Raw genomic sequence first — 17,506 nt, forward strand, 5'->3', positions numbered from 1 at the left:
CATGACCTCCGACCACGGCTACCCCGCCGTCCGCATGTACATCGCGGGCGAGTGGTGCCAGGGCGGCACCGGACGGACCGCCCCGATCGTGAACCCGGCCACCGAGAAGGTGATCGGCGACGTACCCCTCGCCACCACCGCCGACCTCGACCGCGCCCTCGACGCGGCCACCGAGGGCTTCCGCATCTGGCGCGCCACCCCGATAGCCAAGCGCTCCGCGATCCTGCACGCCGCCGCCGACCTGATCACCGAACGCGCCCCCGAGATCGGCCGGATCATGGCCCAGGAGCAGGGCAAGCCGCTCCGCGAGGGCACCACCGAGGCCCTGCGCACCGCCGACACCCTGCGCTGGCACATCGAGGACGCCCGCCGCGCCTACGGCCGGATCATCCCGTCCGCCCCCGGCACCGTCCTCACCGTCCGCCGCGAACCCGTCGGCCCCGTGGCCGCGTTCGTGCCGTGGAACTTCCCCGTCGGCGGCCCCAACCGCAAGCTCTCCTCCGCCCTCTCCGCCGGCTGCTCGATGATCATCAAGGCCTCCGAAGAGACCCCGGGCACGGCCGCCGCCCTGGTCGCCTGCTACGCCGACGCCGGACTCCCGGCCGGTGTCCTCAACCTCGTCTTCGGTGAACCGGCCGAGGTCTCCGCCCACTTGATCCCCTCGCCGCGGATCCGCCTGGTCGCCTTCACCGGCTCGGTCCCGGTCGGCAAGCTCCTCGCGGCGCAGGCGGGCGAGGCCATGAAGCCCACCCTGATGGAACTCGGCGGCCACGCCCCGGTCATCGTCTGCGCCGACGCCGACCCGGTGAAGTCCGCCCGCAAGGCGGCCCGGGCGAAGTTCTTCAACGCGGGCCAGGTGTGCACCTCGCCGAGCCGCTTCTTCGTCCACGCGAGCATCGTCGACTCGTTCACCGCCGAGTTCGTGAAGGCCGCCCAATCGGTCACTGTAGGAGACGGTCTCGACGCGGACACCACCATGGGCCCGCTGGCCAACGAGCGCCGACTGCAGGCCATGGAGAGCCTGGTCACGGATGCCGTGGAGCGAGGCGCAAAGGTACTGACCGGCGGCCAACGCCTCGCGCGCGACGGCTACTTCTACGCCCCGACCGTCCTCACCGACGTACCGGCCGACGCGAGGCTGATGCACGAGGAGCCCTTCGGCCCGCTCGCGCCGATCGTCCCGTTCACCGACCTGGACGAGACGCTGGCCCTTGCCAACGCCCTGCCTTACGGCCTTGCCGCCTACGGGTTCACCGAGTCCGCCGCCACCGCCGAGAAGCTCTCGGACACGCTGGAGGCCGGCATCCTCTCCATCAACCACTGCGGCGGTTCCGTCGCCGAGGCCCCCTCCGGCGGCGTGAAGGAGAGCGGCTACGGCAGGGAGGGTGGCCCGGAGGCCCTCGACGCCTATCTGATCACCAAGCGCGTCTCCCACCTGCTGGCGGGCTGAACGGCCATGAGGTACACGCGAGTTGCGGTCGGCGGCCGGGCGGTCTGGGGCCGCGTGGGGGAGGAGGACATCGAGCTGCTGTCCGAGTCTCCTCTCGACGGCGACCCGACCGTCATCGGTACGGTGTCGGTCGCCGACGCCCAGTGGCTGCCGGTCGTGGTTCCGCCCGTGTTCTACGCGGTCGGCATGAACTACCCGCGCCACATCGCGCACGCCGGCGCCGAGACCCCGACCCGCCCCGAGGTCGGTTACCGCGCCAACAACGCGCTCACCGGCCACCGTTCACCCATCGTCAAGCCGGCCGGGGTCGAGGGCCGCTTCGAGGCCGAGCCCGAACTCGTCGCCGTCATCGGTCGCACGCTCCGGCACGCCACTTACGACGAGGCCCGCAAGTCGGTCTTCGGCTGGACCATCGGCAACGACGTCAGCGCCCGCACCTGGCAGCACCAGGACCGCTCCTTCTGGCGCAGCAAGAACAGCGACACGTTCAAGCCCATGGGGCCGTGGATGGAGACCGACGTCGACGCGCTCGCGCAGACCACGACACTCCGTGTGAACGGGGAGGTCCGCGCCTCGTTCGCCACCGGAGACATGGTCTTCGACCCGTTCGACCACATCGTCGAACTCACCAAGCACATCACCATGCATCCGGGGGACGTGCTGTGGATGGGCGCCGAGTCCACCTGCCAACTCGAACCCGGGGACACCGTGGACATCGAGATCAGCGGCATCGGTGTCCTGTCCAACCCCGTACACAGTGAAGGGAACCCGTCATGAGCAGCGCACCCCGCTACATCCACCACGTCAACTTCCCCACCACCGATCCCGACCGGACCGCCGAGTGGTACACGAAGGTCTTCGGGATGAAGCGCATCATGCCCAAGTCCAACTCCCGCGTGGTGCTGATGACCCGCGGCAACTTCGACCTCCACTTCACCCCGGTCGAGGAGATGGAGCGCATGGCGCCCTATCACTTCGCCGTCGAGGTCGACGACTGGGACGAGTTCCTCGCCCACATCACGGACCTCGGTATCCGGCACACCCGACCGATCGAACGGCCCGAGAACCAGTCGAAGTTCTGCTACATCCACGACCCCGACCACACCATGATCGAGCTCGTCTTCCACGGCCGCCGCCCCAACTGATCCCGCGCGTACAGGAGTTCACCCCATGCCCATCGCCGACTCCGACGGCACCTCCATCTACTACGAGCGCCATGGCAGCGGTCCGGCGATCCTGTTCGTGCACGGCAGCGGCGGCCACCACGCCGCCTGGTGGCAGCAAGTGGCCGCGCTGCGCGAGGAGTTCACGGTCGTCACCGTGGACCTGCGCGGCTTCGGCAAGTCCGACTCCTCCATGCCCGAGTTCGACGGCCAGGACTTCCCCGGTGACGTCGTCGCCGTCCTCGACCAGGAGGACCTGACCGACGCCATGCTGGTCGGCCAGTCCATCGGCTCCGTCGCCGCCCTGCGCGCCGGACTGCTGCGGCCCGAGCGGGTCGGCTCCGTCGTGCTCGGCCACTCGCTGGGCGGCATCAGCCACCCCGAGCTGAAGGAACTGGCCGCCGCCGACCGCGCCGAGGCCGTCAAACTCCCGGTCATCGACCGCCTGTTGACGAAGCGCTTCCAGCAGGAACGGGCCGACCTCACCTTCCTCTTCCAGCAGATGGGCACGTTCAACGTGGCCAAGATGCAGGACCTGCGGAACCTCGACACCAACGGCCCGGCCCTGGACGACATCCAGGCCTCGGGCGTCAAGGTCGCCTTCCTCGCCGGCGAGAAGGACGCGGTGCTCAGCGTGAAGACCGTGACCCGCGCCCACGAACTGCTGCCCGGCTCGCACCTGGAGATCGTCCCGGACGCCCCGCACTCCATGTACTGGGAGACGCCCGCCGAGTACAACGCCGCCGTCGCCCACCTGCGCCGCACCCTCACCGCACCGAAGGAAGCAGCATGAGCAGCCTCACCCTGGACGCCGCCGAGGAGATCATCGACGCCGCCCACAAACGCGCCCAGGCCCTCGGGAAGGCGGTGAGCGTCGCCGTCGTGGACGCCGGCGGCTTCCCGATCGCCATCCGCCGCCCGGACGGCGCCCGCCCGCTCACCCCGGACATCGCCCGCGCCAAGGCGTACACGGCGGCCATCATGCAGCGGCCCGGCAAGATGCTGAAGAAGTGGCAGGAGAGCCAGCCGGTCTTCTTCTCCCAGCTCTCCCAACTCCCCGGCGCCTCAATGCCGATCATGGCCACCGAGGGCAGCCTCACCATCAAGAAGGACGGCGAGATCATCGGCGGCCTCGGTATCGCCGGCGGCACCGCCGACGAGGACCAGCAGATCGCCGAGGAGGTCCTCGCCTCGCTCGGCTACGAACTGGAGTTCGCCGCCTGGGGAGTCGTGGGCAGGCCCGCCCCGTCCTCGCCCGGAAAGGACGCATGAGTCATGGCGGATACGTTCAACTACCGCATCGACCACCAGGGCAGTCTGGTCCGCCCCGCCGAGCTGACCGCCGCACGCGCGGCCGGTGACCCCGAAGCGCTGAAGGAGGCGGAACTTCAGGCGGTCAAGGAGGCCGTCGTCTTCCAGCGCAAGCTGCGCTCCACCGTCGTCACCGACGGTGACTTCCCCCGAGAGGACTTCCGCAGCGCGGTCTTTGACGGAGTGTCAGGCTTCCGGCGTACGGACGAGACCGACGCCGACGGCCTGGTGCGCTGGGTCGCGGAGTCGCTCCCGAAGGCCAACGGCCCGCTGCTCGCGGACTGGGCGACGCGGCTCGCCGAACTGACGGTGATCGCCCCGAAGGCCTCGCTGCCCTCGCCCGCGTACCTCGCCGCCACCACCTTCCAGCCCGGTCTCGGCCCGTCCTCCGCAAGGGAGTTGGGGGAGGCGCTCGCGGAGATCGTCCTCGCCGAGATAGAGCTGCTGGTCTCCAAAGGCGTGCGCCTGATCCAGCTCAACAATCCCCTTCTGCTGGGGCAGTTGGCCACGGAACAGGCCGACCCCGGCGTGCTCTCCTTCGAGGACGCACTCGCCGTCGACGCTCTGGCGGTACGCCTGGACGAGCCCCCCGAGGGCGTACGGATCGGCGTGGCCCCCGGCCCGGTCGCCCCGGCAGCGGTCGACCTGTCCCGCGCCGAGAAGCTCTACGGCACGATCGGCGCGGACCGCTGGATCCTGCCCTTCGACCAGGGCACCCCGGCCGAACTCGCCCTGGTCGAGGCCCTGCCCGAGGACCGTGACTTCTGCCTGGGTGTCGTCGACGCTACCGTGCCCGCGCTGGAGGACATCGACACGGTGATGGCGAGGATCGACGCGGTCGGCGAGTTCAAGGACCTGGAGGACGGGGCCGTAGCGCCGTCCCGGGGCTTCGCCGACGTGGCGAGCCGGCCGCTGCTGAGCATCGAGGAACAGCGCCGGAAGATCGAGCTGGTGGAGACGATCGCCCGGTATGTCTGGGGCAACGAGTTCTGACGGGGACGGGCGAGCCGGGAAGCGCTGCGACGCGCTTCCCGGCGGGATCCGTCAGAGAACCTCGGCGAAGGTCACCCTGCGGTCGGTGAGCAGCGGCCAGATCGTCCGCACGATCAGCTCGTCGAAGTGGCCGGCCGCCTTGTGCGCCTCGAAACCGGCCCGGTCGGCGTACTGCTCGTACAGCACGAAACTCCCGGGCACCTCCGCCTCGGCGTGCACCTCGTACGCCAGGTTCCCCGGCTCGGCACGGGTCTGCTCGCGCACCTTCAGCAACGCGGCGCGCACCGTGGCCTCGTCGGCGGGCTCGCAGAAGTAGCGGGCGATGACTGCGTAGGCCATGTCGTGTCTCTCCTCATCGAATCCTCGGTCGATCCGCGGCGGATCCTCGGCTCCCGGCGGCGTGGCACATGCCGTCCGGCCTGCCGATTCCAGCACGGATCAACCCTCCGCCGACCTGCGCGCGGCGCAAGCAATGCCTGCCTCCGCGGGACTGGTGGCACCGCCCTGACATGGTGTGTTGTCGCATTCGGCCCACTGCGGCCGCCGACTGTGCAGACCGCGGACCCGCACCGCGGCGGACGAAGGAAGTGATCTTCATGCGAAGCCTGGAAACCCTCTCCGGTGGAGAGTGGGTGACGACCGGCGAGTGGATCGAGGTACAGAACCCCGCCGATGTCCGCACTCCCCTCGCGCGCATCCCCGCCCTCGCCGCCAAGGACGTCACCCGCGCCTACGACCAGGCCGAGCGCGGCTTCGCCGTATGGAAGCGCACCAGCCCCTTCGAGCGGGCCAGGATCTTCACGGATGCGGCCAGGCTGATCCGTGAGCGGGTCGACGAGATCGCGGCCGACGTCACCGCCGAGAACGGCAAGACCGGCGCCGAGGCCCGCGGCGAGACCCTCAAGGCCGCCGACTTCCTCGACTACTACGCGGGCCTGGCCCGCCAGGGCTACGGCACCCTCCTGCACGACTCCCGCCCCGACACCCGCGTGCACACCCAGCGCGAGCCGATCGGGGTGATCCTCGTGATCAGCCCCTGGAACGACCCGCTGATCACCCCGGCCCGCAAGCTCGCCCCGCTGCTCGCCACCGGCAACGCGGCCGTGTTCAAGCCGGCCACCGAGACACCGTTGTCGGGACTGCACTTCGCCCGCGCCCTGCACGACGCCGGACTGCCGGCCGGAGTTCTGAACGTGGTCACAGGCCGTACGGCCGAGATCGAGGAGGCACTCCTCGACGACCCGCGCATCGTCGGCATCACCTTCACCGGCTCGAACGAGGTCGGAGGCCGCATCCGCCGCCGCCTCGCCGACCGCAACGTCCGCTTCCAGGGCGAACTCGGCGGCAAGAACGCCTCGGTGGTCCTGGCGGACGCCGACCTGCCGTTCGCCGCGAAGACCGTCGTGGCCGCCTCCTTCGGCCAGGCCGGGCAGCGCTGCACCGCCACCAGCCGCGTGATCGTCGAGCGGCCGGTGTACGAGGAGTTCACCCGGCTGCTGGTCGCCGAGGTCGAGGCGCTGAAGGTCGGCCCGGGGAGCGACCCGGCGACCACGTTGTGCCCGCTGTCCAGCCCGAAGCAGCGCGACAGTGTCCTCGCCCATCTCAAGGGGGCCGTCGAGCAGGGCGCCACCGTCCTCACCGGAGGCGCGGCGGACACCGAGGGCGAGCACGCGCACGGCTGCTTCGTGCAGCCGACCGTGCTCGCCGATGTCACCGCGGAGACGGCGATCTGGCGCGAGGAGGTCTTCGGCCCGGTCCTCGCCGTCCGTGCCGTGGACGACTTCGCGCAGGCCGTGGACGCGGTGAACGACTCCCCATTCGGCCTGGCCGCCGCCGTGTTCACCCGTGACCTCGCCTCCGCGTACCGCTTCGCCGACGACGCCGAGTGCGGGCAGGTCGCAGTCAACGCGACGACCCCTGGCTGGGACGTGCACCTGCCCTTCGGCGGCTTCCACGACTCCGGCACCGGCTACAAGGAGCAGGGCGACGAGGTCCTGCGCTTTTCCACCCGGGTCAAGACCGTCGCCGTCCACATCGGCGCATGAGCGGGCGAGCAGCACGGAGAGAGGAGGATGCCGATGGCTGACGAGACGATCGGCATCGTCGGCGCGGGCATCGTGGGCCTGGCCACCGCCCGCGAGATCGCCCTGCGCCGCCCCGGCACCCGGGTCGTGGTACTGGAGAAGGAACACGAGGTCGCCGTCCACCAGACCGGCCACAACTCCGGTGTCGTGCACGCCGGCATCTACTACGCGCCGGGCAGCCTCAAGGCCGACCTGTGCGTCCGGGGCGTGTCGATCCTGCGCGAGTACTGCCAGGACCGGGGGCTGCCGTACGAGGAGATCGGCAAGCTCGTCGTGGCCGTACGGCCGGACGAACTGGGCCGGATGGAGAACCTGTACGAGCGGGCCCGCAACAACCACGTGCCCGAGCTCCGCAAGATCTCCCGGGCGGAGATCAAGGAGCTGGAGCCGCATGTGGGAGGTATCGCGGCCCTGCACTCCCCGCGCACCGCGACCACCGACTACCCGGCGATCGCGCGGGAGTTCGCCAAGGACATCGAGGCCTCCGGGGGAGAGGTGCGGCTCGGTTTCCCGGTCACGTCCATCGCCACTGTGCCGGGCGGTGTCGAGGTCGCGTCGGGCGAGGAGCACGTGCGGGTCGACCGGCTGATCCTCTGCGCGGGGCTGCACTCCGACGCCGTGGCGAAGCTCGCGCAGGACAAGAAGGCGCCGAAGATCATCCCGTTCCGGGGCGAGTACATGCTCCTCAAGCCGGACCGCACCCACCTGGTGCGCGGGCTCGTCTACCCGGTGCCGGACCCCCGTTACCCCTTCCTGGGCGTGCACTTCACCCCGCGGGTCGACGGCAGCGTCGAGGTCGGCCCGAACGCCGTCCTCGCCCTGGCCAGGGAGGGCTACAAGCTCGGCCGCATCTCCCTGAAGGACCTCGCCGGACTCGCCGCCTACCCCGGCTCCTGGCGGATGGCCGCCCAGCACTGGCGGACCGGCATCAAGGAGTACCGCGGTTCGCTGTCCGCGGCGGCCTTCATGAAGGACGCGAAGCTCTACGTCCCCGGTGTCGGCGTCTCCGACGTCGTACGCGGCGGGGCGGGCGTCCGGGCTCAGGCACTGGATCCCGACGGCACGCTCGTGGACGACTTCCGCATCCATCGGGTCGGCCGGATCACCGCCGTCCGCAACGCGCCCTCGCCGGCCGCCACGGCCTCCATGGCGATCGCCGAGCACATCGTCGGGGCCGTGTTCGACACCACGTCCGCAAACTGAGAATGCCCTGCGTACAGCGGTGTTTCGCGCAACTACTGCTTGCACTCCCAGAGCTCGGCAAGGGTCCGTCGCCCGCCTAGCGTTCCTTCCGTAAAGACCTTCGAGAGAAAGAGTTCCGGACATGTTCGTTGTCGACACGCAGATCCACATCTGGAAGGAAGAGAGCCCGGACCGCCCCTGGGTCCCGGGAGCGCGGGAGCGCATCCGCCTCAACGGACACCGCGAGGATCCCTTCTCCTACGAGGAGGCCCTGGAGCTGATGGACGAGGCCGGCGTCAACCGGGCCCTGATCCTGCCGCCGTCCTGGGAGGGCGACCGTATCGACTACGCCCTGGAGGCCTGCGGGGCACACCCCGACCGCTTCGGCATCATGGCGCGCATCCCGCAGAACAAGCCCGAAGAGGGCAAGGCGATGCTGAAGGACTTCGCGCAGAACCCGCACGTGAAGGGCACCCGCCTCACCTTCCACCGGCCACAGGACCGCAACTGGATGATCGACGGCACCAACGACTGGTACTGGCCGATCGCCGAGGAGCTGCGTATCCCCACGATGGTCCACGCGCCCATCTGGAAGCGGGAGTTGGGCGAGATCGCCGCCAAGCACCCCGAGCTGAAGATCATCATCGACCACATGGGCATCATGGCCCGCTGCGTCGACGACGCGATCGGATACTGGGTCTCGGAGACCGCCGACCTGGCCGCGCACCCGAACATCTACGTGAAGGTCTCGGCGCTCCCCGGCTACTCCACGCAGCCCTTCCCGAACAACAACATCCAGAAGTACGTGCGCGAGATGGTCGACAAGATGGGCCCGCAGCGCTGCTTCTACGGCACCGACATCACGAGGCTGCTCGGGCACGGCATCACCTACACCGACACGATCGAGCAGTTCACCAAGCACTGGGACTTCACGCCCGAGGAGCTTGAATGGATCATGGGCCGCGGTATCTCCGAGGTCCTGAACTGGCCGATCGAGGGCTGAGGAAGCACGAGAGATGACCGACACCACCAACACTCCGGGTGCCGACGGCGGCGATGCTCTCGTTACCGCCTTCAACGCCGTCGGCGCCGACTACATCTTCTGTTCGTCGGGCTCCGAGTGGGCCCCGGTCTGGGAGTCCCTGGCCCGCCGCCACCGTGACGGACTGCCCTGCCCGCAGTACCTGGACCTGACCCACGAGACCGTCGCCGTCGGCATGGCCACCGGCTACGGCCTCATCAGGCGCCGGCCGCAGGGCGTGCTCCTGCACGCGGCCCCCGGTCTGCTCCAGGGCTCGATGGCCGTGCACGGGGCGCTGCTCGCGGGCGTCCCGATGGTGGTCAGCTCCTCGGAGTCCACCACGTACGGCGACGGCCCCGGCCAGGACCCGGGCGGCCAGTGGTACCGCAACCTGTCCGTCGTGGGCGGCCCGCACCAGATCGCCCAGCCCTTCACCAAGTGGTCCAACGAGGCCGCCAGCGTCCACACCCTTCCTACGATGGTGACGCGCGCGGCGGAACTGGCCTGGCGTGCCCCGGCGGGACCGGCGTACCTCAACGTCCCGCTGGAGATCCTCCTGGAGGAGTGGGACGGCCGTGAGGCCAAGCCGATCGTGCCGCCCGGCTCCACGCACAGTTCGCCCGAAGAGGTCGACCCGGTAGCCCAGTTGATCCGTGAGGCTTCGAATCCCGTCATCGTCACGGAGACGGCGGGGCGCGAGGCGGGCGGCTTCGAGGCGCTCCTCGCCTTCGCCGAGGCGTGGAACATCCCCGTCGTCGAGCCCGACTCGGCGGTGTGCGGCAACTTCCCGCGCACCCACCCGCTGCACGCCGGCAGCGACATCGGCCCGTGGATGGACGAGGCGGACCTGATCCTTCTCGTCAACTGCCGCGCCCCCTTCTATCCGCCCTCGCGCCGTCCCTCGAAGGCGACGATCGTCGTCATCGACGAGGTGCCCCAGCGCCCGCACGTCGTCTACCAAGTCCTTTTCGCCGACAAGTACTTGGAAGGCAACGTCGCCAACACCCTGCGCCAGTTGGCCAAGCGGGCGAAGGATCTCGACGAGGCCGCCGTGGCGGAGCGCAGGGCCGCACAGGAGGCCCGCTTCGCGGCCGAGCAGACGGCGATCACCCAGGCCGAGACGGAGGCCGCCGGCGCCGAGGGCATCGACCCGGTGCTCGTCGCCGCGACCCTGCGCAAGCTGTTGGAGGGCAGGGACGGGATCGTCGTCGACGAGACCATCACCCACAGCCGCGTGGTCAAGCGCCATGTCCAAACCGCCGACCCCGACGCGTACTTCTACGTCCAGGGCGGCCTCGGCCAGGGCATCGCGGTCGCGCTGGGCGTCAAACTCGCCGCCCAGGAACGCCCGGTGGTGCTCACCATCGGCGACGGCGCGTTCACCTACAACCCGGTCATCCAGTCGTACGACGCCTCGAACGCCTACGAACTCCCGCTGCTGATCGTGGTGTTCAACAACCGCGTCTACAAGTCGATGAACCTCAACCACCGCAGGTTCTACCCCAAGGGCGCCGCCGCCGACACCGGCGAGTGGCTCGGCACCGATCTGCACCGGCTGCCCCGGCTCGCCGCGTTCGCCGAGCCGTTCGGGATGCACACCGAGACGGTCGACGCGCCCGAGGCCCTCGCGCCAGCGCTGGAGCGTGCGCTCAAGGCCGTGGCGGAGGGCACCACCGCCGTCGTCGACGTACTCGTCACCCGCTGAACCAGGAAGGCACCCGCCACCATGTCCGACACCGCAACGCCCAAGCCGGGCAAGGTCCTTGTCGCCGCCGACGACCTGAGCACCTTCTCCGCCGCCCTCCTGGAGAAGGGCGGCCTGAACGCCGAGCAGGCGCGCACCACCGCCGCCGTGTTCGTGTGGGCCGCGCTGCGCGGCGTCGACTCCCACGGCATCGCCCGCGTCCCCGCCTACCTGGAACTGCTCGCCAAGGGCGTGGCCAACGCCGACGCCGACCTCAAGCTCGAGTCCACCGCCCCGGCCGCCGCCGTCCTGGACGCCGACCGCGCCCCCGGCCCGGTCGCCCTCAGCGCCGCCGCCGACGAGGCGGTGACCCGGGCCCGAATCAGCGGCGTCGCCGCTGTCGGGGTCCGCCGCACCGTGCACACCGGCGCCATCGGCTACTACGTGTCGAAGATCGCCGAGCAGGGGCTCGTCGGCATCGGCTACGTCGCCGGCATGCCCAACATGGGCTACACCGGCGTCAAGGGCGCAGCCGTGGCCACCAGCCCGCTCGCCATCGCCGTACCGGCCTCGGCGCATGCTCCGCTGCTGCTCGACATGGCGACCGCCACCATCGCCCTGGGCAAGATCCGCCAGGCGAAGGCGAGCGGCACCCCGCTGCCCGAGGGCGCGGCGGCCACCGCCGACGGCACCCCGACCACCGATCCCGAACTGGCCGTCATGCCACTGCCGTTGGGCGGTGCCAAGGGCTCCGGGATGTCCCTGGCCTTCGAGCTGCTCACCAGTGTGCTGGTCGGCGCACCGATCTTCGCCGCGTTCCACTCGGACGACCCGCAGGGCCGCAAGCACCGCCAGAACGCGCTGCTCATCGCCCTGGACCCGGCGGCCTTCGGTGACCCGGCCGCCTTCACCGAGGCGGTCGACGCGACGCTGGCCACCCTCAAGCAACTGCCGCCCGCGGACGGTGCCGAGGGAGTCTTCTATCCCGGCGAGCGCAGTGCTGCGGTCGCCGAGGGGCGCCGGGCGAAGGGCATCCCCGTCGCGCCCAAGGTGTGGCGTGAACTGACCGAGGCCGCAGGGAAGTTCGGCCTCACCCCGCCGGAGCCGGTGCCTTCGGCGTGACCCAGCGGCACTTCGCCGACCGTCCTGGAGAGTGACGGTCGGCGAAGTGCGTTGTTTTTGAGGGGAGTTCAGCTGGTTCCCACGACTTGCCGTACCTGGCGGGCGATCAGCGAGTAGGTCTCCAGCGCGCGTTCGTCGTCCGTGCCGTCGTAGCCGTGGTCGGCTCCGGTGACGTCGACGTGATCCACCAGGGCGCCCGCCGTGCGCAACCGGTCGGCATAGCGCACGCCTTCGGCCTTCAGCAGGTCGTACTCCGCCGTGACGACCAGCGCCGGGGCGATGCCCTTGAGGTCCGCAGTGTCCGACGGATGGGCGGGCGACACCAACCGGTCGGCGCGCACCTTGGGATCCGGGACGTAGGAGGTGTCGAAGACCTCGGCCATCCAGGGGCGCAGCATCGGCTTGGCGATGGCGGCCCGCTTGTCCTTCGCACTGGTCGCCAGGTCCAGCGGCGGATAGTGCAGCACCTGGAGCGCGATCGAGGGGCCGCCCTCCTCCAGCGCCTGCCGGGCCACCGCCGCCGCGAGTCCACCCCCGGCGCTCTGCCCGCCGATGGTGAGCCGATCGCCGTCCCAGCCCTGTTCGGCGCCGTGCTCCACGATCCACCGGACCACCTCGAAGGCCTGCCGGGGAGGCGCGGGGAACGGGTGCTGCGGCGCGACGACGTAGTCGACGTTGATCACTACGACACCTGCCTCCGCCGCGAGGAAACGGCACAGCGGGTCGTCGAGTTCGGTCAGCGGCACGACGTACCCACCGCCGTGGAAGTTCACGTGCACCGGCGGAGGCGGGCCCTCGCCGGCCGGCAGATACACCGTGGCGCGCGCCGGGGCGACCGAGGTCGGGATGGTCAACTCCCTTGTGTTGCGCGGGAATTGCGGGAACCGCTGGTGCGAGGCGGCGGCGGAGCCGCGCCCGCTCGGGCGGCGGTCCGCCATCAGGGAGAGGCGCTGCAGGGACTTGGCGGCGAAGGCGGCCACCGTCGGCCGGGCCAGAACAGACATACCGCTCCATTCATGGAGTGCGCGCGACGGGGGAGTGCGCTCCGACCGCCCGGGATCGATCGACAGGATTCCTGGCGATGGTTGGGGCGACGATAACACGGGTGCATTCCGGGCGGATGTTGTGATCGACGCTGTTGACGGGGCGGCTGGGGGTGGGGTGGGTGTCTGGGAAAAGTGTGTCACTGCTCGTGTCACTGTCACACTTTCCCGCCCTTACCCCCGGGGTGGGGCGCCCGTCGGTCAGTGGTGTCGCGCGGGCCCGTCCAGGCGCCTGTGTTCACAGCAGGGCCCGTGCGGCGGGACCGCGGCAGCCGCCGCCGTGGCCGCCGCCCGAGCCGTCTCGCACGCCGCGTGCTGTGCCGTCTCGATCATCTGCTCGCTGTCGGTCGCGGCATCGGCCAGGCTCCCGCAGCACATCACCAGCAGCGCCGCGCCCGCGACGAACGGCAGCGCCCGGCGCCGGGGAGGAGGCGCAAGCAGCGCCCGCACCCGCTGCGGCACCGCCCCGCCGGTCGCGGCCAGCGCCGGGCGCGAACGGTTCGCCGAGGTGGCGAGCGCCGCCCGGCCCACGGCACGGGCGACGACCGCACGATCGCCCACCCGCACAGCGGCCTCCTCGTCGGCCCAGCGCTCCAGTACGAAGCCGCCGGCCGCCGACAGCGGCCGTAGCAGCGGATTCACGGCGGCCGAGAGCCGCCAGAGAGTCTGGAAGAGATGGTGCCGACCGTGCAGATGGGCCCGCTCGTGCGCGAGCAGCGCCTCGCGCTCGCGATCGCCCAGACAGCGCAGCATCCCGCGGGACACCACGATCCGCCCCGGCTTCCCCGGCAGCGCGAAGGCCTCCGGCGACGGCATGTCGAGGACGGCCAACTCCGTGTCGCCGGGCAGCTGTTGGCACTCGCGGCGGGCCCAGCGCAGATGCCGCAGCTGACGTGTGGCGGCGACGGCGAGACCCGCGACCGACGCGAGGAGGGCGAGCGCGGCGGCGCCGGCGACCGTGAGGTAGACGGGATCGGAGGCGCGTACGGCGGCGACCGACCACTGCCCCTCCTGGGCGACCTCGGGGATCTGCGCAAGGCCCGCGAACGCCAGCAGTCCCAGGGAGCCGAGCCAGCCGAGCGACGCCACCAGTGCGGCGGAGGCCAGTGACCAGGCGGCCGTGCGCGGGGCCAGTAGAGGGGCCGCGCGAGGCGCGAACACAGCGATCACCGTGGTGATCAGAAGGGGGACGTAGACACTGATCAGCACCGGCTCACGGTCCTTCGTCGGCGCGGCCGGAGTGCTGCGGCCCGTCGTGCCCGGAGAGCAGTCGCTGCAGCAACTGCTCGTCCTCCTCGGAGAGTTCGGAGACGAAGCGGGTGAGGACCGCCTCGCGGTCGGCGCCGTGCTCCAGCAGGGAACGCATTCGCTCCGCCGTGTGCGTCGCCTCGTCCCGGGCGGGTGCGTACGCGTACCCGCGGCCCGCGCGGTGCCGGACGAGCATTCCCTTGTCGTACAGGCGCGACAGGATCGTCAGCACGGTGGTGTAGGCCAGCTCTCCCGGCAGTCCGTCCCTGACCTGGCGGGCGGTCAGCGGCTCGGAGGCCCCGTAGAGCGCGGCGAGAACACCGCTCTCCAGTTCGCCGCGCGCCCGCCTGCCGGACGTCGCGCCGGGTTCGTCGCTCTTCCGGTCGTGCACTGTTCACCCCACCGCCTTCCACCGCTCGACGTCCCAGCCTACCCGCCGACCTACTACGGCCTGTAGGAAGTGCGTCAGGGGCTCGAAGTGCTGGTCGGGAGGCAGGCGGGGTTTTGCGATCGCGATCTACTACATCTTGTACGACCTTACCTACTACATGTTGTAGAGTTTCGCCGCTCCACTCCACCTGCGGAGGAAGAAGCCCATGCCCCACCTCGGAAGTACGGTGCATCTGCGTGCCCTCGCGGTCGCCACCCTGCGCCCCCGGCGGACGACCCCGCCCAGCCGTCCGTCGGCGGCCGAGCGGATCGTGATCGTCTCGGCGAGCGTCGGAGCCGGTCACGACGGCGCCGCCGCCGAGCTGGAACGGCGCCTGGCCGCGGCCGGACTCGCGGTCGACCGGCTCGACCTGCTGGACGTGCTGCCCGCCCGGCTCGGCCGGCTCGTCCGGGACGGCTACCACCGCATGCTCGTCCGGACTCCCTGGCTCTACCAGCGGATCTACAGCAGCACCGAACGCGCCGGAGGCGGCGGCCCTGTCGCACGCGCGTTGCTGCGCTCCGCCGAGGGGAGACTGCTGCGCGCCCTGCCCGCCGACACAGGCGCCGTCGTCTCGACCTACCCGGGCGCGAGCCGGGTCCTGGGCAGCCTCCGGCTCGCCGGCCGACTGACCGTGCCCGTCCTCACCTACCTCACCGACTTCTCCGTCCACCCGCTGTGGGTGGCCGACGGCGTCGACGTCCACCTCGCGCTGCACGCCGTGCCCGCCGCCCAGGCCAGAGCCGCCGGCGCACACGACGTCCGGGTGTGCGGCCCGGTCGCCGACCCGCGCTTCCACCCCGTCAACGCCGCGGAACGCACCGCGGCCCGCACCCGCTTCGGCCTGCCCGCGAACGCCCCGCTAGCCCTGCTGGTCGCCGGTTCCTGGGGCGTGGGCCCGGTACGGCAGGTCGCCCGCGAACTGCGCGACTGCGGCGCGGCCGTACCGGTCGTGGTCTGCGGCCGCAACGAGGAGCTGGCCGAACAGCTCCGTGCGGACGGCATCGAGCACGTCCACGGCTGGGTCGACGACATGCCCGGCCTGATGCACGCCGCCGACGTCCTGGTCCAGAACGCCGGCGGACTGACATCCCTGGAGGCCTTCGCCGCGGGCCTGCCCGTCGCCAGCTACGGCTGCATACCCGGCCACGGACTCACCAACGCGTCCGCCCTGGACCAGGCGGGCGTCGCCGCGTGGATCCGGGACCCGGCCCAACTCAAGCACGTACTGGCCGAGTTGATCGACGGCCCGCGCGGGCTGCTGCAACGGGAGGCCGGGCTCGCGCTGTTCGCGGGCGGGGGACCGGATCGGGGTCCCGGGAAGGACGCCGCACACGACGAGCAGGCGACGGGCGCCGACCGGGGCCCCGCCGCCGAGACCGTACGGGTCTGCCGCGCCGGCGCCGGACCCGTCACCCCGACCACCGTCCGCCGGACCCGGCCGGTCCGTCCGACAGCCCTGCGGCTCGCGACCACCACCGCCCTGGCCTGCGCGGTCTGGGCGGGCGCGGTCGGCACGGCGGTCGCCACGACCGACGGCGGCTCGGGCCTGATACACGCCATAGGCAAGAGTCTCGACTTCGACGACCCGGGCGACGGACACCACGAACTCCACACGGCTCACGAGGGCCATGCGAAGGGAGACCGCTCGTGACAGTCGTACGCCTTCTTTCCGCGACCGCTCGTCTCGCGCCGCCCGACCTCGACCCCGCCACCGCGCGCAGGGCGTCCGCAACGGGCCACGCGACAAGCCCCGCCACGGGACGCCACACATGACCGCCGCCCGCCTCCTCCGCACCACGCTCCCCGCACTGCCCCTGCTCGCCGCCGCCGCGTACGCAGCCCCCGTCCTGTCCACCTACGGTCCCCTCCGCAACCGCGTCATGCCCCGCCTCTCCGGCCGCGGCCGACCCGACCACGTGGCGCTCACCTTCGACGACGGACCGGACCCGCTCTCCACCCCCCTGTTCCTGCGCCTGCTCGACGACCGCCGGGTCCGCGCCACCTTCTTCCTCCTCGGCGACCAGGCGGTACGAGCCCCCGGCCTGGTCCGCGAGATCGCCGCCGCAGGACACGAGATCGCCGTCCACGGCTGGCTCCACCGCCCCCTCCTGCTGCGCGGCCCGCGTGCCACGCTCGACGACCTGGCCCGCGCCCGCGACACGGTCGGCGACCTCACCGGCCGCACACCACGGCTCTTCCGCCCGCCCTACGGCGTGATGTCGACCGCCGCCCACCTCGCGGCCCACCGCCTCGACCTCACCCCGGTGCTGTGGACGGCCTGGGGCGAGGACTGGCGGGCGCGTGCCACACCGGAGTCGGTCCACCGGACGGTCACCGCGGACCTGCGCGGCGGCGGCACGATCCTCCTGCACGACTCCGACTGCACCTCAGCTCCCGGCTCCTGGCGCGCCACCCTCGGCGCGGTGCCCCGCATTCTCGACACCTGCGCGATGCGCGGGCTGTCCGTGGGCCCCCTCCGGGAGCACGCTGTGGATCCGCGCTGAAGTTGACAATATTGTTGGCGTTCCCGGTCGGCGGAATTTACGTTCGCAAGTACCTAGACCAAGGGCCCCCGGTGCTTTCGAACGCCATGAACCGCCGGACCTTCCTCAACGGGACGCTGACCGCAGCCGCGACGGCCGCCCTCGCCGGCACCGCGACCGACGCCCACACGGCGGACGGCGACAGCTCCGCGACCCCGTTGACCGGCCCGCTCCGGATCGACACCGGCCGGGTGTCCGGCGTGGCGTCCCTCGTCTCGGGCGTCACCGT

The 17,506-nt window shown here is 71.2% G+C and carries 17 protein-coding genes; 13 read left to right on the forward strand and 4 right to left on the reverse strand.

The window, feature by feature from the left end:
• Position 1: 1 nt before the first annotated feature.
• The 6 genes from ACWDEW_RS29585 to ACWDEW_RS29610 are packed head-to-tail and all read left to right on the forward strand — an operon-like array spanning position 2 to position 4,917.
• The gene (locus ACWDEW_RS29585) at positions 2 to 1,450 is read left to right on the forward strand and encodes an NAD-dependent succinate-semialdehyde dehydrogenase (RefSeq protein WP_450516557.1); all 1,449 of its coding nucleotides are present in this window, start codon (positions 2 to 4) and stop codon (positions 1,448 to 1,450) included.
• A gap of 6 nt (positions 1,451 to 1,456) precedes the next feature.
• A complete protein-coding gene (locus ACWDEW_RS29590; protein ID WP_450516559.1) occupies positions 1,457 to 2,227 on the forward strand; it encodes a fumarylacetoacetate hydrolase family protein in 771 nt (256 codons plus the stop codon).
• Positions 2,224 to 2,595: a VOC family protein gene (locus ACWDEW_RS29595; protein WP_043663869.1), complete on the forward strand. Its 372-nt coding sequence runs from the start codon at positions 2,224 to 2,226 to the stop codon at positions 2,593 to 2,595. Before ACWDEW_RS29590 ends, ACWDEW_RS29595 begins: the two co-directional genes overlap by 4 nt.
• A 25-nt stretch (positions 2,596 to 2,620) precedes the next feature.
• Positions 2,621 to 3,406, forward strand: a complete 786-nt coding sequence (locus tag ACWDEW_RS29600) for an alpha/beta fold hydrolase (protein WP_450516562.1) — start codon at positions 2,621 to 2,623, stop codon at positions 3,404 to 3,406.
• Positions 3,403 to 3,885, forward strand: coding sequence for a GlcG/HbpS family heme-binding protein (locus ACWDEW_RS29605; RefSeq protein WP_450516564.1), 483 nt, complete (start codon positions 3,403 to 3,405; stop codon positions 3,883 to 3,885). Before ACWDEW_RS29600 ends, ACWDEW_RS29605 begins: the two co-directional genes overlap by 4 nt.
• Positions 3,886 to 3,888: 3 nt before the next feature.
• Positions 3,889 to 4,917 carry a methionine synthase II (cobalamin-independent)-like protein gene (locus tag ACWDEW_RS29610; protein ID WP_450516566.1) on the forward strand — a complete coding sequence of 343 codons (1,029 nt, stop codon included), beginning with the start codon at positions 3,889 to 3,891 and terminating at the stop codon, positions 4,915 to 4,917.
• Between the two features lie 51 nt (positions 4,918 to 4,968).
• Here ACWDEW_RS29610 and ACWDEW_RS29615 read toward each other — a convergent pair whose 3' ends face one another.
• Positions 4,969 to 5,256 carry a putative quinol monooxygenase gene (locus ACWDEW_RS29615; protein ID WP_450516568.1) on the reverse strand — a complete coding sequence of 96 codons (288 nt, stop codon included), beginning with the start codon at positions 5,254 to 5,256 and terminating at the stop codon, positions 4,969 to 4,971.
• Between the two features lie 257 nt (positions 5,257 to 5,513).
• Here ACWDEW_RS29615 and ACWDEW_RS29620 point away from each other — a divergent pair, with 257 nt between their 5' ends.
• From ACWDEW_RS29620 to ACWDEW_RS29640, 5 genes are all read left to right on the forward strand, one after another.
• On the forward strand, positions 5,514 to 6,962 hold the full coding sequence (locus ACWDEW_RS29620) for an aldehyde dehydrogenase family protein (RefSeq protein WP_450516570.1): 1,449 nt from the start codon (positions 5,514 to 5,516) through the stop codon (positions 6,960 to 6,962).
• Positions 6,963 to 6,995: 33 nt separating this feature from the next.
• The gene (gene lhgO, locus ACWDEW_RS29625) at positions 6,996 to 8,204 is read left to right on the forward strand and encodes an L-2-hydroxyglutarate oxidase (protein ID WP_450516572.1); all 1,209 of its coding nucleotides are present in this window, start codon (positions 6,996 to 6,998) and stop codon (positions 8,202 to 8,204) included.
• A gap of 121 nt (positions 8,205 to 8,325) precedes the next feature.
• Complete coding sequence (locus ACWDEW_RS29630) at positions 8,326 to 9,186, forward strand: amidohydrolase family protein (protein WP_450516574.1); 861 nt, start codon at positions 8,326 to 8,328, stop codon at positions 9,184 to 9,186.
• Between the two features lie 13 nt (positions 9,187 to 9,199).
• On the forward strand, positions 9,200 to 10,909 hold the full coding sequence (locus ACWDEW_RS29635) for a thiamine pyrophosphate-dependent enzyme (protein WP_450516576.1): 1,710 nt from the start codon (positions 9,200 to 9,202) through the stop codon (positions 10,907 to 10,909).
• 21 nt (positions 10,910 to 10,930) lie between these two features.
• Complete coding sequence (locus ACWDEW_RS29640) at positions 10,931 to 12,010, forward strand: Ldh family oxidoreductase (RefSeq protein WP_450516578.1); 1,080 nt, start codon at positions 10,931 to 10,933, stop codon at positions 12,008 to 12,010.
• A gap of 68 nt (positions 12,011 to 12,078) precedes the next feature.
• Here ACWDEW_RS29640 and ACWDEW_RS29645 read toward each other — a convergent pair whose 3' ends face one another.
• The 3 genes from ACWDEW_RS29645 to ACWDEW_RS29655 form a co-directional block, all read right to left on the reverse strand.
• Positions 12,079 to 13,014 carry an alpha/beta hydrolase fold domain-containing protein gene (locus ACWDEW_RS29645; RefSeq protein ID WP_450516580.1) on the reverse strand — a complete coding sequence of 312 codons (936 nt, stop codon included), beginning with the start codon at positions 13,012 to 13,014 and terminating at the stop codon, positions 12,079 to 12,081.
• Positions 13,015 to 13,254: 240 nt separating this feature from the next.
• Positions 13,255 to 14,262, reverse strand: a complete 1,008-nt coding sequence (locus ACWDEW_RS29650) for a M56 family metallopeptidase (RefSeq protein ID WP_450516582.1) — start codon at positions 14,260 to 14,262, stop codon at positions 13,255 to 13,257.
• Positions 14,263 to 14,266: 4 nt separating this feature from the next.
• Complete coding sequence (locus ACWDEW_RS29655; RefSeq protein ID WP_450516584.1) at positions 14,267 to 14,692, reverse strand: BlaI/MecI/CopY family transcriptional regulator; 426 nt, start codon at positions 14,690 to 14,692, stop codon at positions 14,267 to 14,269.
• A 205-nt stretch (positions 14,693 to 14,897) separates the two neighbouring features.
• On the opposite strand from ACWDEW_RS29655, the gene ACWDEW_RS29660 reads away from it, so the two are divergent.
• Positions 14,898 to 16,385 carry a glycosyltransferase gene (locus tag ACWDEW_RS29660; RefSeq protein WP_450516586.1) on the forward strand — a complete coding sequence of 496 codons (1,488 nt, stop codon included), beginning with the start codon at positions 14,898 to 14,900 and terminating at the stop codon, positions 16,383 to 16,385.
• Positions 16,386 to 16,503: 118 nt separating this feature from the next.
• Positions 16,504 to 17,238, forward strand: coding sequence for a polysaccharide deacetylase family protein (locus ACWDEW_RS29665; RefSeq protein WP_450516588.1), 735 nt, complete (start codon positions 16,504 to 16,506; stop codon positions 17,236 to 17,238).
• Positions 17,239 to 17,506: the final 268 nt, after the last annotated feature.

It is taken from the genome of Streptomyces sp. NPDC001100, assembly GCF_053598575.1.

Excerpts from the sequence above, each read along its gene's own strand:
- ACWDEW_RS29620 (WP_450516570.1), top strand. The coding sequence starts at position 5,514 with ATGCGAAGCCTGGAAACCCTCTCCGGTGGAGAGTGGGTGACGACCGGC.
- ACWDEW_RS29615 (WP_450516568.1), bottom strand. The coding sequence starts at position 5,256 with ATGGCCTACGCAGTCATCGCCCGCTACTTCTGCGAGCCCGCCGACGAG.
- ACWDEW_RS29660 (WP_450516586.1), top strand. The coding sequence starts at position 14,898 with ATGCCCCACCTCGGAAGTACGGTGCATCTGCGTGCCCTCGCGGTCGCC.
- ACWDEW_RS29635 (WP_450516576.1), top strand. The coding sequence starts at position 9,200 with ATGACCGACACCACCAACACTCCGGGTGCCGACGGCGGCGATGCTCTC.
- ACWDEW_RS29590 (WP_450516559.1), top strand. The coding sequence starts at position 1,457 with ATGAGGTACACGCGAGTTGCGGTCGGCGGCCGGGCGGTCTGGGGCCGC.
- ACWDEW_RS29600 (WP_450516562.1), top strand. The coding sequence starts at position 2,621 with ATGCCCATCGCCGACTCCGACGGCACCTCCATCTACTACGAGCGCCAT.
- ACWDEW_RS29605 (WP_450516564.1), top strand. The coding sequence starts at position 3,403 with ATGAGCAGCCTCACCCTGGACGCCGCCGAGGAGATCATCGACGCCGCC.
- ACWDEW_RS29595 (WP_043663869.1), top strand. The coding sequence starts at position 2,224 with ATGAGCAGCGCACCCCGCTACATCCACCACGTCAACTTCCCCACCACC.
- ACWDEW_RS29665 (WP_450516588.1), top strand. The coding sequence starts at position 16,504 with ATGACCGCCGCCCGCCTCCTCCGCACCACGCTCCCCGCACTGCCCCTG.
- ACWDEW_RS29645 (WP_450516580.1), bottom strand. The coding sequence starts at position 13,014 with ATGTCTGTTCTGGCCCGGCCGACGGTGGCCGCCTTCGCCGCCAAGTCC.
- lhgO (WP_450516572.1), top strand. The coding sequence starts at position 6,996 with ATGGCTGACGAGACGATCGGCATCGTCGGCGCGGGCATCGTGGGCCTG.
- ACWDEW_RS29610 (WP_450516566.1), top strand. The coding sequence starts at position 3,889 with ATGGCGGATACGTTCAACTACCGCATCGACCACCAGGGCAGTCTGGTC.
- ACWDEW_RS29630 (WP_450516574.1), top strand. The coding sequence starts at position 8,326 with ATGTTCGTTGTCGACACGCAGATCCACATCTGGAAGGAAGAGAGCCCG.
- ACWDEW_RS29640 (WP_450516578.1), top strand. The coding sequence starts at position 10,931 with ATGTCCGACACCGCAACGCCCAAGCCGGGCAAGGTCCTTGTCGCCGCC.
- ACWDEW_RS29585 (WP_450516557.1), top strand. The coding sequence starts at position 2 with ATGACCTCCGACCACGGCTACCCCGCCGTCCGCATGTACATCGCGGGC.